Origin of the sequence: Stutzerimonas decontaminans, assembly GCF_000661915.1 — a bacterium.
Classification (GTDB): Bacteria; Pseudomonadota; Gammaproteobacteria; order Pseudomonadales; family Pseudomonadaceae; genus Stutzerimonas; species Stutzerimonas decontaminans.
Window position 1 is genome coordinate 74,621 of the sequence record NZ_CP007509.1, and the last position, 16,316, is coordinate 90,936.

Here is a 16,316-nt window from a genome sequence, read left to right on the forward strand (position 1 = left end):
CCCGCCATCGGCGGACCGACCGCTGCGCTGAACTTCCGGGGCGATCTGCGGGCCTCAATCAACAGGACGCGTCATCACCGAGCGGAGGCTCTCCAGACCAGAAGGGGATTGTTTCAATGTCGGATCATCACACGTACAAGAAGGTTGAAATCGTCGGTTCCTCGCGCAACAGCGTCGATGAGGCGATTCAGAACGGCATCGCCGAGGCCAGCAGCAAGCTGCAGAACGTCGAGTGGTTCGAAGTTGGCGAGATCCGTGGCCACGTCGAAAACGGCAAGGTCGGGCATTTCCAGGTGACCATGAAGGTCGGCTTCCGCCTCGCCAATAGCTGATCTGCCGCTCAGGCGACCCGGCAGCGACTGATTGGTCGGCTGCCCGGGATGCCGGCTTCACCCCTGGCCGTCGGGCGTCTCGCCGCGGCTGCGTTCGTAGCGCCGCAACAGCGGCTGGGTGCTCAGGCCGTGCAGCACGATGCTCAGCGCTACTACCGATAGCACCAGGCCGATGATCGTATGCGCTTCTTCCGGCAGCAGGCCGTGGGTCACCGCATAGCTCAGGTAGTACAGGCTGCCGATGCCACGGATGCCGAACCAGCCGGCCGTCAGGCACTGGCCGCGGTCGAGGTAGCGCCGCGGCATCAGCAACATCACGCTCAGCGGCCGAATCAGCAGGAACAGCGCTAGGCCGAGCGGCACCGCGCGCCAGTCCCAGTGCACCGAGACCAGCACGCCGAGCATGGTCACCAGCAGCACTTCCAGGCTGCGTTCCAGCTGCCCGCCGAAGGCCAGCACATCACCCATCAGCACGCCGGCGGCGACCCGCGGTTGCCCGAGCTGTCGGTCATCCAGTGACAGCGCGCGCGGCGCCAGACCCCCTTCGGCAAGATGCGGCACGGCATCGTTGATCAGCTCTTCGGACGGCGTCTCCGAGTCATCCGCGGCGGCCAATTCCGCATGGCGCAGGCCGAGGCCGGCGGCGAACACGGCGAGAAAGCCCCAGGCACCGGCCAGCTCGGCGCCGACGTAGGCCAGCGCGATCAGCGCCAGGGCCAGGGAGTCGTTGGGCGACATGGCGGTGTCGGTGTGGCGTGCGCGCAGGTAGATCGCCACGCGACCGACCAGCTTGCCGAGCAGAAAGCCGATCAGCAGCCCAGCCGGCACCGCCCATAGCAGCCGATGCAGCGCCCACTCGCCGACCCAGTCGGCTTCCAGCTGGCCCTGGGCGATGAGCATCAACCCGAAGACCACGAAGGGGAACGCGGTGCCGTCGTTGAATCCCGCTTCGCCGGACAGGCCGTAGCGCAGCCGGTCGCTGTCGCGGGCATCGTTGACCTGCACCAGGCTGGCCAGCACCGGATCGGTGGGCGCCAGGATCGCGCCGATCAGTACCGCGACGCCCCAGCTCAGGCCGAACACGTAGTGACAGAGCAGGGTGACGCCGCCGATGCAGGCGAGCATCACCGGCCCGGCCAGCACATAGGCGCTTTTCCACGCCGGATGCCGTAGCGGCATGCGCAGTTTCAGTCCGCTGACGAACAGCGACACCAGCACGGCGACCTCGGTGAGATGTTCCATCCAGCCGGCGATATGCAGGAATTCCATCTCCCACAGGCCGATACCGAGCTGGCCAATGAGCACGCCGAAACCGAGGTAGATCAGTGAGGTAGTGATTGGCAGCCAGCGCAGGTAGGCCGAGGCAAGGGCGAGAATCAGTAGCAGGACGCCGAGTACGGCCATCCATTCGAGAAAATTCATGCGTGTTCCGATGGCGGGGCGCGTCGTTGCGCTCAGGAATGTGTGCCATTGGAACGGTGGTCGGCGGCTGGGTTCGCCGGCAGGGCCGTACTAGGCCACCGCCGGTCAGGGCAGTGTCCGTTGCTACTGGCGCAGATCGGCGACGATCTCGAAGGCGCGATGGCGATCGGTGGTTTCGTAGAGGTCGCAGGTGAAGATCAGCTCGTCGGCCTGGGTCTGCTCCAGCAGCACCTCGAGGCGCGCGCGAACCTTTTCCGGGCCGCCGATCAGCGCCAGGCCGAGGAAGTCGCCCACGGCCTGCTGCTCATGCGGCAGCCACAGCCCCTGCATGCTCTGCACCGGCGGGCGCAGCACCAGGCTCTGACCGCGGATCAGCGAGAGGATGCGTTGGTAGACGCTGGTCACCAGGTGTTCGGCCTGCACGTCGCTGTCGGCGGCGATCAGCGGCACGCCGAGTATCACGTAGGGTTTGTCGAGCACCGCCGAGGGTTTGAAGTTGTCGCGGTAGAGTTTGATCGCCTGGTGCATGTAGCGCGGCGCGAAGTGCGAGGCGAAGGCGTACGGCAGGCCCTTGGCCGCGGCCAGCTGGGCGCTGAACAGGCTGGAGCCGAGCAGCCAGATCGGCACATTGCTGTTCACGCCGGGCATGGCGATGACGCGCTGACTCGGCTGGCGCGGGCCGAGCAGCAGCTCCAGCTCCTCGACGTCCTGCGGGAAATCGTCGGCACTACCCATGCGGTCGCGGCGCAGGGCGTGCGCGGTGAACTGGTCGGCACCCGGCGCGCGGCCGAGACCGAGGTCGATGCGGCCCGGGTAGAGCGCCTCCAGCGTGCCGAACTGCTCGGCGATCACCAGCGGTGCGTGGTTCGGCAGCATCACGCCACCGGCACCGAGGCGGATGCGCGAGGTGTTGGCGGCCAGGTAGCCGATCAGCACGGCGGTTGCGGCGCTGGCGATGCCGTCCATGTTGTGGTGTTCGGCGACCCAGAAGCGCTCGAAGCCGAGCTGTTCGACGTGGCGCGCCAGGGCCAGGGCGTTGTGCAGGGCCTGGGCTGGCGTGCCGTCGTCTCGAATGGGGGCGAGGTCGAGTGCGGAAAAACGGGTCTGGGTAATGCGGGACATCGGTTACCTCATGCAATGAATGCGCGCGGGACGCGGCCGGCTCAGCGGCAGTGCTCGGCCTGGGCCTCGGCCACCACGTTGCGCTGTTCGTCGCGCAACCAGCCCTGCGGGGTGAAGCCCAGCGAGCGGGCCTGGAACAGGTAGCGCTGGCCCGGCTGGAAGTCGTCGTAGCGGATCACCAGGGTACAGCGCATCGTGTGGGTTTCGCCAAACAGGCCGAACGCGCCCCCTGTCACTTCGAATTCATAGCGCGCTTCGAGTTCATGCGCGCCCGGCGGGACCTGGAAATAGCGGCCGTCCGGCGTGCGTTTGCCGTCCAGCTGGTCGGACATGAAGATGTCGCTGGTCTGCGCGGTCATGTCGACCCAGGCCATGTTCGGGTCGGGTTGCGGCAACGGTCCGGCGCAGCCGGCCAGTAGCAGGGCAAAAAAAGCGAGGCTGAGTGAGCGACGCATGGCTGAATCCTCGGCGAATGGCTGGGCAAGGCGCGTTGGCGCCTATCCGATGCCACCGAGGGTGCGCCAGATGACGGCGCATTTCAACGCGCGGTCAGCGCCCGGCGAGGTCGCCGCAGCCCTTTTCCTCGGCACGCGCCAGCACGTACTGGTGCTGGTCGTAGAGCTTGGCCCACGGGCGGAAGCCATAGCCGCCGGCGACCAGTCGATAGCGCGCGCCGGCGGTGAACCTGTCGTACTCCAGGGTCAACTTGCAGTCCCGCGCCAGGGCATTGCTGCCCGGTCCGATGTTGGCGCCATCGACGTCGAAACGGTAGCGCATCTCCAGCTTGCGGCTGCCGGGCGGTACCTGGAAATAGCGTGGATCATCCAGTGTGCGGCCATCGACGGCCACGGCCTGCAGCTGGGTTTCGCCGTTCGGATTGAGGTCGATCCAGGCTTGTGCGGGGTCGGGTTTGGGCATCATGGCAGCGCAGCCGGTCAGGCTGGTGACGAACAGGAGGAGAAGGAAACCGCGCATGTGCAATGCTCCAGCCGAACCCATCCGGCCCGGCGAGAAATCGAAATTGAGAAAGCCTGCCAATCGCCGCAGGTTGCATTGGGCCGCATGGCCTTTGTAGGGTGCGCTACGCGCGCCGGCGCCTGCCCGACCTCTGACCGGTTCATCCGATGCCCAAGCCCAACGCCGCCTTGATCGACAGCCGCAACCTGCGCTGGGTTCCCCTGTTGCTTGCCGTCTGTCTGAATGGTTGCAGCTATTACAGCCAGCTCGCGGTCGGCCAGCTCGATCTCTTGCGCCAACGCCAGCCCATCGAAGCGCTGATCGCAGATGACACGCGCGACCCGGCGCTGCGCCAGCGGCTGGCGGAGGTGCTGCAGGCGCGCACGTTTGCCAGCCAGGCGCTGGACCTGCCGGACAACCGCAGCTATCGGCTCTACGCTGAACTCGGGCGGCCCTACGTGGTGTGGAACCTGTTCGCCACCGAGGAGTTCTCGGTCAAACCGCTGGAGCACTGCTTTCCCATCGCCGGTTGCGTCGCCTATCGCGGCTATTTCCGCCAAGGCGCTGCCCGCGGCGAGGCGGCACGGCTGCGCATGACCGGGCTGGATACCCATGTGGCGGGCGTCGAGGCCTATTCGACGCTGGGCTGGTTCGCCGATCCGCTACTCAGCTCCATGCTGCGGCGCAACGACGAGCAGCTGGCGGCGCTGATCTTCCACGAACTGGCTCATCAGCAGCTCTACCTGCCCGGCGACACCGCCTTCAACGAGTCCTACGCCACCTTTGTCGAGCGCGAGGGCCTGCGCCAGTGGCGTGTCCATCGCGACCTGCCGCAGCGGGATGAACAGGCGCGGGTGCGTTATCGGCAACTGGTTGAGCTGCTACTCGATACCCGCCAGCGGCTGGACCAGCTGTATGCGTCGGGTCGCTCGACAACCGAGATGCGCGCGCTGAAGCAAGCCGAGTTCGCGACGCTGCGCCAGCGCTATCGGGCGCTGCGTGACGAGCAGTGGGGCGGCGATGCGCGCTTCGATCGCTGGTTCGCCCAGCCACTGAACAACGCCACGCTCTTGCCGTTCGGCCTGTATGACCGCTGGGTACCGGCCTTTGCTGCGCTGTTCGAGCGGTGCGAGCGGGACTGGGCGCGCTTTCACCAGGCGGTTGCGGCGCTAACGGAACTGCCTGCCGACGAGCGGGAAGCCAGGCTTTCGGAACTGGGCGACTAAACAAGCGAAACGGCGCGGCCTGTTGCCGTGGGCGTTACGCGCCGTTATGGCTCTTGCGTCGAAAATCCCCGATCTGCCGTTCATCGGCTGCGATACGCCTGTCCGCTGAACGGTGCGAATCCTTTCTCCAGGTCTCCGGTCCTCTTTACTAGGTCGCCGATTTCATACGGCGACGATCCCCCATGCCTGATACCCACGCATAACAACGGAGGCTCCATGGAGACCATTTCCGGAATTCTCGACAACAAAGGCACGCCACTGGAGAAGCAGAAGTTCACATGGAAGGAAATGGCCGGCAAGCCGATCAGCAAGCTCGATGACGATGCCTTTACCCGTGTCCGCATCATCCTCATGAACGGGGTCGAGACCGACGCCCTGCGCCTGAGCCACGGCATCGCTCGCTTCAACAAGGAACTGCGCCTGCCGCTGGCGCAAATCCGTCGCACCGAGCAACACCAGGCGACCATGATCAACTGGTTGATCGGCGCCGACCATTCGCCGCTGGAAACCACCGTCGCCTACGAGCAGGTCGCCATCGAGGTGACCGCGGCCGTGGCGCAGAACGAGCCCGATCACTACCAGGCGCAGACCTATCGCTTCGGCCTGCTGGAAGACTTCGACCACCTGTACCGCTACTCGGCGATGCTCGACCGCCTCGAGGGCAAGGATGCCAACAACATCCTGCAGGGCTATACCGACATCGTCCCGGGCCGCAAGACCTCCGAGCATCATCGGCACCCAGAGAACGACATCCGCGACAACTACGAGAAGGAAAGCGCCGCGCTGATCACCAAGATCCACGCGGCGCTGATCACCGGCGCTGAATACCAGACCCACGATTACTACATGAACATCGGCCCGCTGTTCGCCGACCCGCTGGCGCGCCAGCTGTATGCTGAGATCGCCTCGGTGGAAGAGCAGCACGTGACCCAGTACGGCTCGCTCTCCGACCCCAGCGAAAGCCATATCGAGAAGTGGCTGGTGCATGAGGCGATGGAGGTCTACATGTATGCCAGCTGCGCCGAGCAGGAAAGCAACCCGCGCATCAAGGCCATGTGGGAGCGCTTCCTCGACTACGAGCTGGGCCACCTCAACGTTGCCTGTGAATGGTTCAAGAAGATCGAACGTCGCGATCCTGCGGAAATCCTTGGTGGCCCGCTACCGAAGATGGTCGAGTTCAAGAGCCAGCGCGACTTCGTCCGCCAGGTGCTGGCCGCCGAGGTCAACCTGCGTACCGCCGGCCCGGTGTACGTGGACAAGGCCAAGGAACCGCAATCTTCCCTCGATTACCGCAACCACCTCGCCTCGCAAGGGCTCGCCTCGGACATCGTTTCGGCGGGTTACCAGTGGGCGCCGGGTGGCGAACTGATGCGCAAGGCTTCCTGAGGAGACGAACATGGCTACTGCAGCGAAAGTGGGTACCAATTTCACCGGTGTACAGATGTCCCCGAAGGACACCAAACGCCTGCTCGACGCGGTCAACGAGATTCATCCGGACGTGCCGGGCGACGAGCGCGGCATGCTCGTCGAACGCGCCGAGCGCAATGAAGAGGCCGACCGCATCGGCTCCGTGCCAGTGCCAGGTTCGGCCAAGGGCATGCTCAAGACCGGCTTCGACATGATGAAGGGCAAGAGCCCCGAGGTGTTCATCGACAAGCTTGGCGAGCGCCTGGCCTTCGAGCGCAACGGCGTGCGTCTGTACGAGGCGATGATCGCCAAGGCGCGCAACCTGGACACCGGCAACGATCTGGTGGGCGTGCTGCAGCACATCCGCGACGAAGAGTTCGAGCACATGATGCTGGTGCATGCGGCGATGGAGAAGCTCGGTGCCGACCCGACCGCGCAGACGCCCTGCGCCGACGTCGCCGGGGTCATGGCGATGGGCATCATGCAGGTGCTGACCGATCCGCGGACCAATGTGCCGCAGTGCCTGAATGCGTTGCTGACGGCCGAGCTGGCGGATAACGCCGCCTGGGAACTGCTGATCGAGCTGGCGCAGGCGGCGGGGCATCCGAATATCGCCGACAGCTTCGTCAAGGCGAAGACCCAGGAAGACGATCATCTGGTGAAGATCAAGACGTTGATGCGTCGGGATTTGATCATGCAGACCAAGTAACAGCGTGCGAGCGGGACGCTTTGGCGCACACCACCGAGAGGGATGTGCGCCTTTTTTATGGGCTAAGGAAAGGTTGATGCGGCGTTTGGAGGAGCGAGCTTGGGGTGTTGAGTGTTGAGTGTTGAGTGTTGAGTGTTGTGTTTTTGGACTATTTGCGAGCTGCTTGGGAGCTTGGTTTCGCCCTGCTGGGCGAGTTCCTTTTGGCAGTCGCCCCAAAAGGAACCAAAAAGTCTTGCCCCTGCATCCGGGTCTCGCTTCGCGAGACTTCCCTCGTTCCATCGTCGCTCCGGGGCCGGCGTACAAGGGCCATCCATGGCCCTTTACGCCTCTCGCGGCATCCATGCCGCTCGCTCCCCTCCGCAACGATTCCACTCGGCCTCCTGAAAGGGGCGAATGGCGTCGCCTGATGGTTTGTACATAGATCCAAGCAAAGCGAATGATCATGGCCACGCTTCCGCGTGGGCAGACCGTAGAGATTTTTCGCGCCCTCAATGCAAACTTCGAGGGGCCTACGCGTAGGAACTTGGAGCCATCAGCGAACACCTAATCGCCGAGGTAAATCGGTCCATTTTTTTGCTCGCACGGCCCACCAGGCGACTCCAAACGCCCCTTCAGGAGGGTGAACGGAGCCGTCGCGCAGAGGGGCGAGCCGCAGGGATGCGGCAAGAGCCGTAAAGGGCCATGGATGGCCCTTGTACGGCGACCCTCGGAGCGGCGGCGTAGTGAACGAACCCGGAGCGAAGCGCAGGGCCGGATGCAGGGGCAAAGCGTTTTTGGTTACTTTTTCGGCGTTTGGAAAAAGTGACTCGCCCAGCAGGGCGAAACCAAGCCTTTCAGGCAACTCGCAAACGGCCATGAAGCAAAACGTTCATCCAACGCACCCAGCCTGCCTGGCCGGAAAAGAACCAAAGAAAAAGGGGTGCCGCCTGCGCGAACACCCCTCTCAACGATCACCGAATAGCCGGTCAATCGTTCCCGACACTCGCCGTTTGCACGGTACAGCCCCAGACTTCCAGCGCCGGCTGGTCCGCTTGTGGCGGGCCGAGCCATTCGCTCATGGCGTGGCAACGCTGGTCAAAACACAGTTGGTAATCCCCTGCCTCGGGGGTTCGCCCCAGGCGCAGGAGTGGCAACGCAGGCATCTGGCGCTGGTAGTGCCAGGCCCCGTCGCGCAGTTCGGCGTCATCCGGGATTTCCATCCCGGCACCAGAACCCTTGACCCGCGCTTCGCCGAGCAGCAGCCCATCCGGCGTCACGCGGTAATCCTCTTCCCAGCGGATCTTCTCGATGGTGTGGTTCCACGCCAGGGTGAAGGCGGGCGTGGGCACTTCGGCCCACACTACGCCGGCCAGCCCCAGGCACAGACCGATCACGCCGCCGCCGGCTCGGCGCGACGGGCGCGCCAGATGTGCTGGATAAGGAACAGCGCACCGAGGCCGAAGCCGATCTCATCGCTGATCGGCATCGCCAGCACCATCGAGGCGGCCGCGGCGAAGGCCAGCACCTTCTCCCACAGGGCCATGGGCCGTTGCAGATAACCGGTGAACACGGCGCCCCACAGGCCGACGGCGAAGGCCGCCTTGAACAGCATGTACAGTGTCGCGCCCCAGTCGCCGCCCTGCATCATCAGCGCCGGGTTGTACACCGCCATGAACGGCACGATGAACCCGGCGATGGCGATGCGGATGGCCCACATGCTGATCTTCAGGCCCCTTTCCTTGGCGATCGGCGCAGCGGCGAAGCAGGCCAGTGCCACCGGCGGGGTGAGGTCGGCCATGATGCCGAAGTAGAAGACGAACATGTGCGAGACGATCAGCGGCACGCCCAGGTCCAGCAGCGCGGGCGCGGCGATCGAGCTGGTGATGATGTAGTTGGGGATCGTCGGGATGCCCATGCCCAGCACCAGGCAGGTCAGCATGGTCAGCAGCAGCGAGAGGAACAGGTTGTTCTCGCCGACCGCCAGGATGTAACCGGCAAAGGTCGAGGCCACGCCGGTCAGCGAGACCACGCCGATGATCACGCCGACCAGGGCGCAGGCGATACCCACCGGCACCGCATGGCGCGCGCCTTCGACCAGCGCGTGCAGGCAGATGACCAGGGTGTCGCGACCGCCCTTGATGAACCAGCACACCGCCACCAGCGCGGCGATGACGCCGAAGATCACCCCGATGCCGAGCTGGAAGAAGCCGGCGCAGAGCAGGCCGAGGGCGATCCAGAAGGCGATGCGCAAGGCGAAGTTGGAGACCTTGAGGATGATCGCCGAGCCGAGGATGACGATCGCCGTCAACGACAGGCCGATGGTGCCGGCGAACATCGGCGTGCGCCCGGAGAACAGCAGCCAGACCAGTACCAGCAGCGGGATTAGCAGATACCAACGCTCCTTCACCGCGGCCCAGGCGCTCGGGCACTCGTCCTTCGGCAGGCCCTTGAGGCCGGCGCGCTTGGCTTCCAGGTGGACCATCCAGAACACCGAGCCGAAATACAGCAGCGCCGGAATCAGCGCGGCCTTGGCGATCTCGACGAAGGGCACGTTGATGGTCTCGGCCATGATGAAGGCCACCGCACCCATTACCGGCGGCATGATCTGGCTGCCCATCGAGGAAGTGGCCTCGACGCCGCCAGCGAACGCCGGGCGATAGCCGAAGCGCTTCATCAGCGGGATGGTGAACTGGCCGGTGGTGACCACGTTGGCCACGCCGGAACCGGTGATGGTGCCCATCAGTGCCGAAGACACCACCGACACCTTGGCCGGGCCGCCGAGCTTGTGGCCGAACAGGCCCATGGCGAAGTCGGTGAACAGCTTGATCATCCCCGCCTGCTCGAGGAACGAGCCGAACAGGATGAACAGGAAGATGTAGGTCGCCGAAACGTAGGTCGGCGTGCCGTACAGGCCTTCGGTGCCGAACGACAGCTGGTTGACGATCTGGTCCAAGTAATAGCCGCGGTGCGCGAGATCACCGGGCAGGTACTCACCGAACAGGCCGTAGGCGAGAAACAGTCCGCAGATGATCGGCAGCGCAATGCCCATGACGCGGCGTGCGGCCTCGAACACCAGCACGATCAGCGTCAGGCCGACCACCATGTCGGTGGTGGTCATGTCGCCGGAACGCTGGATCAGGTCCGCCTCGAAATACCACTGGTAGAAAAAGGTGGCGAAACCGGCCAGGCCAAGTACCCAGGCCACTGGCTGGAACGGTTTGCCGTTGCCACGCGCCGGGTAGCAGAGGAACACCAGCAGCAACAGGAAACCGACGTGACCGGCCCGCAGCACCTGGCTGGACACCGGATGGAAGGCGGCGGTGACGATCTGGTAGATGGAGAACAGCAGGGCGACGTAGAACAGCGCCCTCGGCCATTCGCTGGGGCTTGCATGCAGCCCTTGGCTTTCGCTCATGGAAATCACTCTCTCACTGCAAGGTGGGGCCTGTAGAAGCAGGCTTGCCAACGAGGCAACGCGGGCAAGCCTGCTGCTACAAGGAGCGGGCCGGAGCAGGCGCTACGGCCTGCTCAGCCCGTCGTCTAGCGCACGGGTTACTGCAGAACCCCGGCTTCCTTGTAGAAGCGCTCGGCGCCCGGATGCAGCGGAATCGGCAGGTTCTTGGTGGCGTTTTCCAGCTTGATGTCCTTGGCGGCGGAGTGGGCGTTACCCAGGGCGGCCAGGTTGTCGAACATCAGCTTGGTCATCTGGTAAGCCACTTCATCGGAGACCTTCTCGTGGGTCACCAGGATGTTGGTGATGGCCACGGTGGGAACGTCGGCGTCCTGACCGTCGTAGGTGCCGGCCGGGATCACGCCGGGCAGGTAGGCGTCGCTCTCGATCTTCTCGACCACGGCGGCCGGAATCTCGACGAAGGTCACCGGCATGGTGCTGGCCAGGTCGCGGATGGCGGCCATGCCCAGACCCGAGGACTGCAGGGTGGCGTCCAGCTGGCGGTTCTTGATCAGCTCGACCGACTCGGCGTAGGGCAGGAACTCGACGCGGCCCATGTCCTTGTAGTCCAGGCCGGCGGCCTTGAAGATCGCGCGGGCGTTGAGCTCGGTGCCGGACTTCGGCGCGCCGACGGAGATGCGCTTGCCCTTCAGGTCTTCCAGGGTCTTGATGCCGGATTCGGCGCTGGCGACGATCTGGATGTAGTTGTTGTAGGTCCCGGCGATGGCGCGCAGGCGCTTGAGCGGAGCCTTGAAGCCGGCGTCCTCGACACCGTTCCAGGCGTCGGCAACCGAGTCACCCAGGGAGAAGGCCAGTTCGCCACGGCCGGCCTGCAGCAGGTTGAGGTTCTCGACCGAGGCCTTGGTGGCCTGTACCGAGGTCTTGGCGCCGTCGATCTTGTTGTACTGCTGCGACAGGGCCACGCCGATCGGGTAGTACACGCCGCTGGTGCCGCCGGTGAGGATGTTGATGAAGGTCGGTGCAGCGACGGCCGCGGTGCTGGCGGTGAAGGCCGCAGCGGCAGCGAGCAGGCCCAAGCGTTTGGTCAGTCTCATGGTGGATCTCCGTTTCGTTTTTATTGGTTGACGCAGCATGTTGACGATAGACGATGCCGCGTTCGGGGAACGCGCCAGACGAACAAGCGGAGGGGCGATGGCAGCGGGGGCTAACCCGGCAGGTGATATCGCTGGCAGCTCTTCTTGTCGTTGGAATCGCATCGAGCAGATTGCCAGTAGCAGAAGCCGTGCCAGCCCGCCGCGGCGCTCTGGACCGGCCTTTGCTGGCGCCACTTGGTGGCACATCGGCAAGAATCCGCCTATTGCTGCCGTTAGGTCGGCGGAAAAGCGCTCATACTCAGGCGAACCCCTGCCCGCTGCGGCCTTCGAATGAATGAGCGAACGCGGAGGCTGTATGGCTGCAGAAACAAGCGCAGAGGATTTGGGCATCGGCATCACCCGCGGCGAGGTGGAGCTGTTCAAGTGGTTCGTCGCCAGCTTTCTGTTCGGCAAACGCATCCAGCGCGACATCGCCGCCGAGGCCTACCGCGTGCTGGTGGAGCGCAACCAGTTGGACACGCCGCGCAAGCTGCGTGACTGTGGCCAGCGCCGGCTGGTCCAGTTGCTTGGGCAGGCGCGCTACGTGCGCTACGACGAGTCCACCGCTACGCGGCTGCTGAAGCTGGGCGACAAGCTGCTGGCGGAGTACGACGGCAGGCTGGGCTGCCTGCGTGAACTGGGTGTGACGCGTGACGGGGTGGAGAAGCGCCTGCTGGCGTTCGAAGGCGTCGGGCCGAAGACCGTGGAGATCTTTATGCGCGAGGCAGCGCGGGTCTGGTTCTGAGCGCGCCGGACGGCGCTTGCCAAGGCCAGCCGAACGGTTAGAGTGGCGCCATCGCACCGTCGAAGTCCGCCATGCGCATTTTCCTGCTCGCCCTCAGCCTGTTCCTGCCCACCGCGGCCAGCGCCGCGCCGGCGCCCTATTATCAATGGCAGAGCAAGCTCGACGGCACCATCATCTGCCGCCAAACCTCCCCAGGGGAAGGCTGGGAGCAGCTCGACGGCCGGCCCTTCCGCGATCTCAACTGCAGCATGCCGGCCGCGCGGGTCGACCGGCCGAGCAGCGTGCCGGGTTTCCGTCCGCAGCCGGGGCGTTAGAGCCGACGTCAGCCCGGAATCCGCTCCATGCTTCATGGCCGTAGGGTGGAAACCGCGAAGCGTTTTCCACGCGTCGGAGGCCCTGCCCGACGTTTCGCCATGCAACGGACCCATGGTGGATAAGCTTCGCGTTATCCACCCTACGATCCCATCGCCATCGCCATCGCCATCGCCATCGCCATCGCCATCGCCATCGCCATCGGATTGGTACTCGTAGGGTGGAAAACCGCGCAGCGTTTTTCCACGCGTCACCAGCTGACCAACGGCTGTTTCGTCCCGTTCCCTGAAGTCAGCTTTCGCGTCGTCCGTGCAGCGCTAGAGCGTCATCCCGTCGTGCGCCAGGCACACGTTGTCCGGCAGTCGCCGTGACGCCTGCATGAACCAGGCATCCAGCTCGTGGCCGATGTGGGTCAGCACGGCTTGCGCCGGCTGCAGCTCATCGATGCTTTGCAGCGCGCGAGTCAGGTCGTTGTGGTTGCGCGGTGGCGTATCGCGTGGCGGGGTCGAGCAGTCCAGCACCAGCAGGTCCAGCGCGGTGTCCTGCAGCAGTTCGCGCGTACTGTCCGGCAGGCCGACGGTGTCGGTGAGGTAGGCGATGCAGCGGCCGTGACCTTCCAGCAGGTAGCCGAAGGTGGGTTTCGAATGCACCAGTGGCAGCGCGGTGACCCGCAGCGTGCCGAGCATGCGCTGTTCAAAGGCGGCGAACGGCTCACTGAAATCGAGGATGCCGGGATGTTTGTAGAGATCGGCAAGGCCTTCGGGATCGTCCGGGCCCAGCACTGGAATGCGCAGCCCGGTGCCCCAGCGCAGTTGCAGCAGGCCCTGGGCGTGATCGGCGTGGTAATGGGTCTGCAGGATGCCGTTGAAGCTGCCCGGGGCGAAGCGCTCGCAGAGATCCGCCAGGCCGCTGTCGAGCAGCCAGCGCTGCTCGCCGCACTCCACCAGCGCCGAGCAGGCACGGCGGCGACGGTTCGGATCGAGCTGCGCGGCGCGGCAGGCCGGACAGCTGCAGTTGTACACCGGCACCTGCGCGGCGCCGCCGGTGCCGAGCAAGGTCAGCCGCATTGGCGGTGCTCGTCGATCAGTTGCAGCAGGCGCTCGACGCTGCTCGCCAGCGAGGCGGAATTGTCCAGACGGATGTAGTCGTCCAGCTCGCCGCTGAACAGCTCGTTGCGCGCCAGGCGCGCCTCGATCTGCTCGGGCGTTTCCCGGCCGCGGGTCAGCAGGCGCTCGCGCAGCACGTCCTGCTCGACGGTCAGCAGCACCGCCAGCAGGTTCGGGTAGCGCTGTCGCGCCGCGGGCAGATAGCCGCGCGAACCGTTGACCAGCACGTGCTCGCCGGCGGCCAGCCAGGCGTCGATTTCTGCGGGGATGCCGTAGGCCAACTCGTTGGCGCGCCAGCTGAGGGCGAAGGCCTGTCCGGCCTCCATGCGCTCGAACTGCTCGGCGCTCACCGAGTGCGCGGCTTCGCCGACAGCCTCCGGCGAGCGAGTGATGACCCGCCGGGCAATGCGCACGCCGCGCTCGGCAAGCGCAGCACGGGCGGCGTCGAGCAGACTGTCCTTGCCGGCACCGGAGGGGCCGATCAGGTAGATCAAGCGGCCTTGCATGGGGTTACTCCCGATCATCGAAGCCAGCGCAGAGGCAGGCAGTATAGAGCCAGCCGGGCGACCCGCCGGCGCCTTGTCAGCTTTGTCGGAATGCGCCATCAGAACACCCGCCGGCCCTGGCGCCATACCTGACCGATCACCGGCTGGCCCTTGTGCACCTGCGCCTGGACCAGATCGGCACGCAGCCCGACGGCGATCTCGCCGCGATCATCCAGCCCGGCCGCGCGTGCCGGCGCCAGGCTGATGGTGGCGATGGCGCGCGGCAGGTCGTAGCCGTTGTCCTGCTCGGCCAGGCCCAGCGCGGCCTGCAGCAGGCTGGCCGGGTAGTAGTCACTGGAGAGGATGTCCAGCACGCCGCGTTGCGCCAGGTCGGCGGCGGCGATGTTGCCCGAGTGCGAGCCGCCACGAACGATGTTCGGCGCGCCCATCAGCACCTTCAGCCCGCGCGCGTGGCTGGCCTCGGCGGCCTCGAAGGTGGTCGGGAATTCGGCGATGGCCATGCCGTAGTCGGCCGACTCAGTAACGTGCTCCAGGGTCGCGTCGTCGTGGCTGGCCAGCGCCAGTTCGCGGCTGCGGCAGATGTCGACGATGGCCGCGCGCTGCTGGTCGCTGTGTCGCGCCGAGTTGGCCAGCTGCTCGCTGACGAAATGATCCATCTCCGCCGGGCTCAGGTGGTACTTGCCCATGTAGTACTCGCGGTACTTCTCCATGCGCGCGAACTGGCGCTGGCCCGGCGCGTGGTCCATCACCGAAACCAGCTGCACCAGCGGCTGCTCGACCAGCTCGCGGAACAGTTCCAGGCACTGCGGGTGGCTGACTTCGCAGCGCAGGTGCAGGCGGTGCTCGGCGCGAGTCTGCCCGGCCGCTTCGGCCTCGGCGATGGCCTCGAGCATCACCCCGAGCTGCTGCATGCGCTTGCCCTTGGGGTTGATGTCGCCGATCGACAACGCATCGAACACCGTGGTGATACCGGCGGCGACGATCTGCGCGTCATGGGTCAGCACTGCCGAGGCGGACGGCCAGTCGACGCCGGGGCGCGGGCTCATGTGCTTTTCCAGATTGTCGGTGTGCAGCTCCACCAGCCCCGGCAGCAGCAGGGCGCCGTCCAGGTCCTGGGCCTGCGGCAGGCTGCTGGCGCCTGCGCTGATGTCGGCGATCCGGCCGTCGCGGATCAGCAGGCTGCCGTGAATCACCTGATCGGCCAGCACCAGTCGGGCGTTGCTGAGTATCTGTTCAGATGGCATGGGCCAGGTCCTCCTGCGTCATGTCCAGGTAACGGTCGGCGACTGCCTCGCGGATCGCGCGGTCGTGGAAGATGCCGATCAGCGCGCTACCGGCGGCCTTGGCCTCGTCGATCAGTTCCAGCACCACGCTGGCGTTGGCTTCGTCCAGCGAGGCAGTGGGTTCGTCGAGCAGCATCACCGGCCAGCTGACCATGAAGCCGCGCGCCAGGTTGACCCGCTGCTGCTCGCCGCCGGAAAAGGTGCCGGGGGCGAGCTGCCAGAGCCGCTCGGGAATGTTCAGCCGGGTCAGCAGCGCCTTGGCCCGCGCCTCGGCATCGACACGCGTCCAGCCGCGCGCCAGCGCCGGTTCCATCACCACCTCCAGCGCCGGCACCCGCGGGATCACCCGCAGGAACTGGCTGACGTAGCCCAGCGTCTGCCGGCGCACGGCGAGTACCTGGCGTGGTTCGGCGCCGACCAGCTCCAGCCAGTCACCGGCATGGCGGATGCGGATGCTGCCGCCGGCGGGCAGGTAGTTGCCGTACAGCGTGCGCAACAGGGTCGACTTGCCGGCGCCGGACTGACCGTGCAGCACCAGGCATTCGCCGGCGGCGACGGTGAAGTTCAGCCCGCGCAGCACCTGCAGGCTGACGCCGTGCTGCTGGTGCAGGGTGAAGGTCTTGGCGAGGTCGCGGACCTCGATCAGCGTGTTCATGGCGGATTCC

At 65.7% G+C, this 16,316-nt stretch carries 17 protein-coding genes; 6 read left to right on the plus strand and 11 right to left on the minus strand.

Translation table 11 applies throughout. The features are described from left to right. The first annotated feature begins 116 nt into the window (after positions 1-116). On the plus strand, positions 117-332 hold the full coding sequence (locus tag UIB01_RS00355; protein ID WP_038655803.1) for a dodecin: 216 nt from the start codon (positions 117-119) through the stop codon (positions 330-332). 57 nt (positions 333-389) lie between these two features. On the opposite strand, the gene UIB01_RS00360 is transcribed toward UIB01_RS00355, so the two are convergent. The 4 genes from UIB01_RS00360 to UIB01_RS00375 form a co-directional block, all read right to left on the minus strand. After that, positions 390-1,754 (minus strand): cation:proton antiporter, encoded by a 1,365-nt coding sequence (locus tag UIB01_RS00360; protein ID WP_051605034.1) that lies wholly within the window; start codon positions 1,752-1,754, stop codon positions 390-392. 123 nt (positions 1,755-1,877) lie between these two features. After that, positions 1,878-2,876 carry an LLM class flavin-dependent oxidoreductase gene (locus tag UIB01_RS00365; RefSeq protein WP_038655805.1) on the minus strand — a complete coding sequence of 333 codons (999 nt, stop codon included), beginning with the start codon at positions 2,874-2,876 and terminating at the stop codon, positions 1,878-1,880. A 41-nt stretch (positions 2,877-2,917) separates the two neighbouring features. Further along, positions 2,918-3,331 (minus strand): PA0061/PA0062 family lipoprotein, encoded by a 414-nt coding sequence (locus tag UIB01_RS00370; RefSeq protein WP_038655806.1) that lies wholly within the window; start codon positions 3,329-3,331, stop codon positions 2,918-2,920. A 94-nt stretch (positions 3,332-3,425) separates the two neighbouring features. After that, positions 3,426-3,851 carry a PA0061/PA0062 family lipoprotein gene (locus UIB01_RS00375; RefSeq protein ID WP_038655808.1) on the minus strand — a complete coding sequence of 142 codons (426 nt, stop codon included), beginning with the start codon at positions 3,849-3,851 and terminating at the stop codon, positions 3,426-3,428. Positions 3,852-4,000: 149 nt separating this feature from the next. Here UIB01_RS00375 and UIB01_RS00380 point away from each other — a divergent pair, with 149 nt between their 5' ends. The 3 genes from UIB01_RS00380 to UIB01_RS00390 all read left to right on the plus strand — a co-directional run bounded on the left by UIB01_RS00380 (position 4,001) and on the right by UIB01_RS00390 (position 7,175). After that, entirely contained in the window at positions 4,001-5,059 is a 1,059-nt protein-coding gene (locus tag UIB01_RS00380) for an aminopeptidase (RefSeq protein WP_038655810.1), read from the plus strand. A gap of 216 nt (positions 5,060-5,275) precedes the next feature. Beyond that, a complete protein-coding gene (locus UIB01_RS00385) occupies positions 5,276-6,445 on the plus strand; it encodes a hypothetical protein (RefSeq protein ID WP_038655812.1) in 1,170 nt (389 codons plus the stop codon). Between the two features lie 10 nt (positions 6,446-6,455). After that, positions 6,456-7,175 carry a ferritin-like domain-containing protein gene (locus UIB01_RS00390; protein ID WP_038655814.1) on the plus strand — a complete coding sequence of 240 codons (720 nt, stop codon included), beginning with the start codon at positions 6,456-6,458 and terminating at the stop codon, positions 7,173-7,175. Between the two features lie 965 nt (positions 7,176-8,140). On the opposite strand, the gene UIB01_RS00395 is transcribed toward UIB01_RS00390, so the two are convergent. The 3 genes from UIB01_RS00395 to UIB01_RS00405 form a co-directional block, all read right to left on the minus strand. Further along, positions 8,141-8,548 (minus strand): DUF1850 domain-containing protein, encoded by a 408-nt coding sequence (locus UIB01_RS00395; protein ID WP_017244207.1) that lies wholly within the window; start codon positions 8,546-8,548, stop codon positions 8,141-8,143. Next, positions 8,545-10,569, minus strand: coding sequence for a TRAP transporter permease (locus UIB01_RS00400; RefSeq protein WP_038655819.1), 2,025 nt, complete (start codon positions 10,567-10,569; stop codon positions 8,545-8,547). Before UIB01_RS00400 ends, UIB01_RS00395 begins: the two co-directional genes overlap by 4 nt. Before the next feature lie 137 nt (positions 10,570-10,706). Continuing rightward, complete coding sequence (locus tag UIB01_RS00405) at positions 10,707-11,660, minus strand: TAXI family TRAP transporter solute-binding subunit (protein ID WP_038655821.1); 954 nt, start codon at positions 11,658-11,660, stop codon at positions 10,707-10,709. 355 nt (positions 11,661-12,015) lie between these two features. On the opposite strand from UIB01_RS00405, the gene UIB01_RS00410 reads away from it, so the two are divergent. Continuing rightward, entirely contained in the window at positions 12,016-12,444 is a 429-nt protein-coding gene (locus UIB01_RS00410) for a hypothetical protein (RefSeq protein WP_038655823.1), read from the plus strand. Positions 12,445-12,515: 71 nt separating this feature from the next. After that, complete coding sequence (locus tag UIB01_RS00415) at positions 12,516-12,758, plus strand: hypothetical protein (RefSeq protein WP_038655825.1); 243 nt, start codon at positions 12,516-12,518, stop codon at positions 12,756-12,758. A 315-nt stretch (positions 12,759-13,073) separates the two neighbouring features. Here the strand turns inward: UIB01_RS00415 and phnP are convergent, their stop codons facing one another. From phnP to phnL, 4 genes are all read right to left on the minus strand, one after another. Continuing rightward, complete coding sequence (phnP, locus tag UIB01_RS00420) at positions 13,074-13,823, minus strand: phosphonate metabolism protein PhnP (RefSeq protein WP_038655827.1); 750 nt, start codon at positions 13,821-13,823, stop codon at positions 13,074-13,076. After that, positions 13,814-14,368 (minus strand): phosphonate metabolism protein/1,5-bisphosphokinase (PRPP-forming) PhnN, encoded by a 555-nt coding sequence (phnN, locus tag UIB01_RS00425; RefSeq protein WP_038655829.1) that lies wholly within the window; start codon positions 14,366-14,368, stop codon positions 13,814-13,816. The genes phnP and phnN overlap by 10 nt, the downstream gene beginning before the upstream one ends. Before the next feature lie 98 nt (positions 14,369-14,466). Then, positions 14,467-15,612, minus strand: a complete 1,146-nt coding sequence (locus UIB01_RS00430) for an alpha-D-ribose 1-methylphosphonate 5-triphosphate diphosphatase (RefSeq protein ID WP_038655831.1) — start codon at positions 15,610-15,612, stop codon at positions 14,467-14,469. Then, on the minus strand, positions 15,602-16,306 hold the full coding sequence (gene phnL, locus UIB01_RS00435) for a phosphonate C-P lyase system protein PhnL (RefSeq protein WP_038655833.1): 705 nt from the start codon (positions 16,304-16,306) through the stop codon (positions 15,602-15,604). Before phnL ends, UIB01_RS00430 begins: the two co-directional genes overlap by 11 nt. Positions 16,307-16,316: the final 10 nt, after the last annotated feature.

Bases quoted from the DNA above. Each gene is read 5' to 3' on its own strand.
- phnL (WP_038655833.1), bottom strand. From the start codon at position 16,306: ATGAACACGCTGATCGAGGTCCGCGACCTCGCCAAGACCTTCACCCTG.
- UIB01_RS00360 (WP_051605034.1), bottom strand. From the start codon at position 1,754: ATGAATTTTCTCGAATGGATGGCCGTACTCGGCGTCCTGCTACTGATT.
- UIB01_RS00405 (WP_038655821.1), bottom strand. From the start codon at position 11,660: ATGAGACTGACCAAACGCTTGGGCCTGCTCGCTGCCGCTGCGGCCTTC.
- UIB01_RS00355 (WP_038655803.1), top strand. From the start codon at position 117: ATGTCGGATCATCACACGTACAAGAAGGTTGAAATCGTCGGTTCCTCG.
- UIB01_RS00385 (WP_038655812.1), top strand. From the start codon at position 5,276: ATGGAGACCATTTCCGGAATTCTCGACAACAAAGGCACGCCACTGGAG.
- UIB01_RS00400 (WP_038655819.1), bottom strand. From the start codon at position 10,569: ATGAGCGAAAGCCAAGGGCTGCATGCAAGCCCCAGCGAATGGCCGAGG.
- UIB01_RS00375 (WP_038655808.1), bottom strand. From the start codon at position 3,851: ATGCGCGGTTTCCTTCTCCTCCTGTTCGTCACCAGCCTGACCGGCTGC.
- phnP (WP_038655827.1), bottom strand. From the start codon at position 13,823: ATGCGGCTGACCTTGCTCGGCACCGGCGGCGCCGCGCAGGTGCCGGTG.
- UIB01_RS00390 (WP_038655814.1), top strand. From the start codon at position 6,456: ATGGCTACTGCAGCGAAAGTGGGTACCAATTTCACCGGTGTACAGATG.
- phnN (WP_038655829.1), bottom strand. From the start codon at position 14,368: ATGCAAGGCCGCTTGATCTACCTGATCGGCCCCTCCGGTGCCGGCAAG.
- UIB01_RS00370 (WP_038655806.1), bottom strand. From the start codon at position 3,331: ATGCGTCGCTCACTCAGCCTCGCTTTTTTTGCCCTGCTACTGGCCGGC.
- UIB01_RS00365 (WP_038655805.1), bottom strand. From the start codon at position 2,876: ATGTCCCGCATTACCCAGACCCGTTTTTCCGCACTCGACCTCGCCCCC.
- UIB01_RS00410 (WP_038655823.1), top strand. From the start codon at position 12,016: ATGGCTGCAGAAACAAGCGCAGAGGATTTGGGCATCGGCATCACCCGC.
- UIB01_RS00415 (WP_038655825.1), top strand. From the start codon at position 12,516: ATGCGCATTTTCCTGCTCGCCCTCAGCCTGTTCCTGCCCACCGCGGCC.
- UIB01_RS00380 (WP_038655810.1), top strand. From the start codon at position 4,001: ATGCCCAAGCCCAACGCCGCCTTGATCGACAGCCGCAACCTGCGCTGG.
- UIB01_RS00430 (WP_038655831.1), bottom strand. From the start codon at position 15,612: ATGCCATCTGAACAGATACTCAGCAACGCCCGACTGGTGCTGGCCGAT.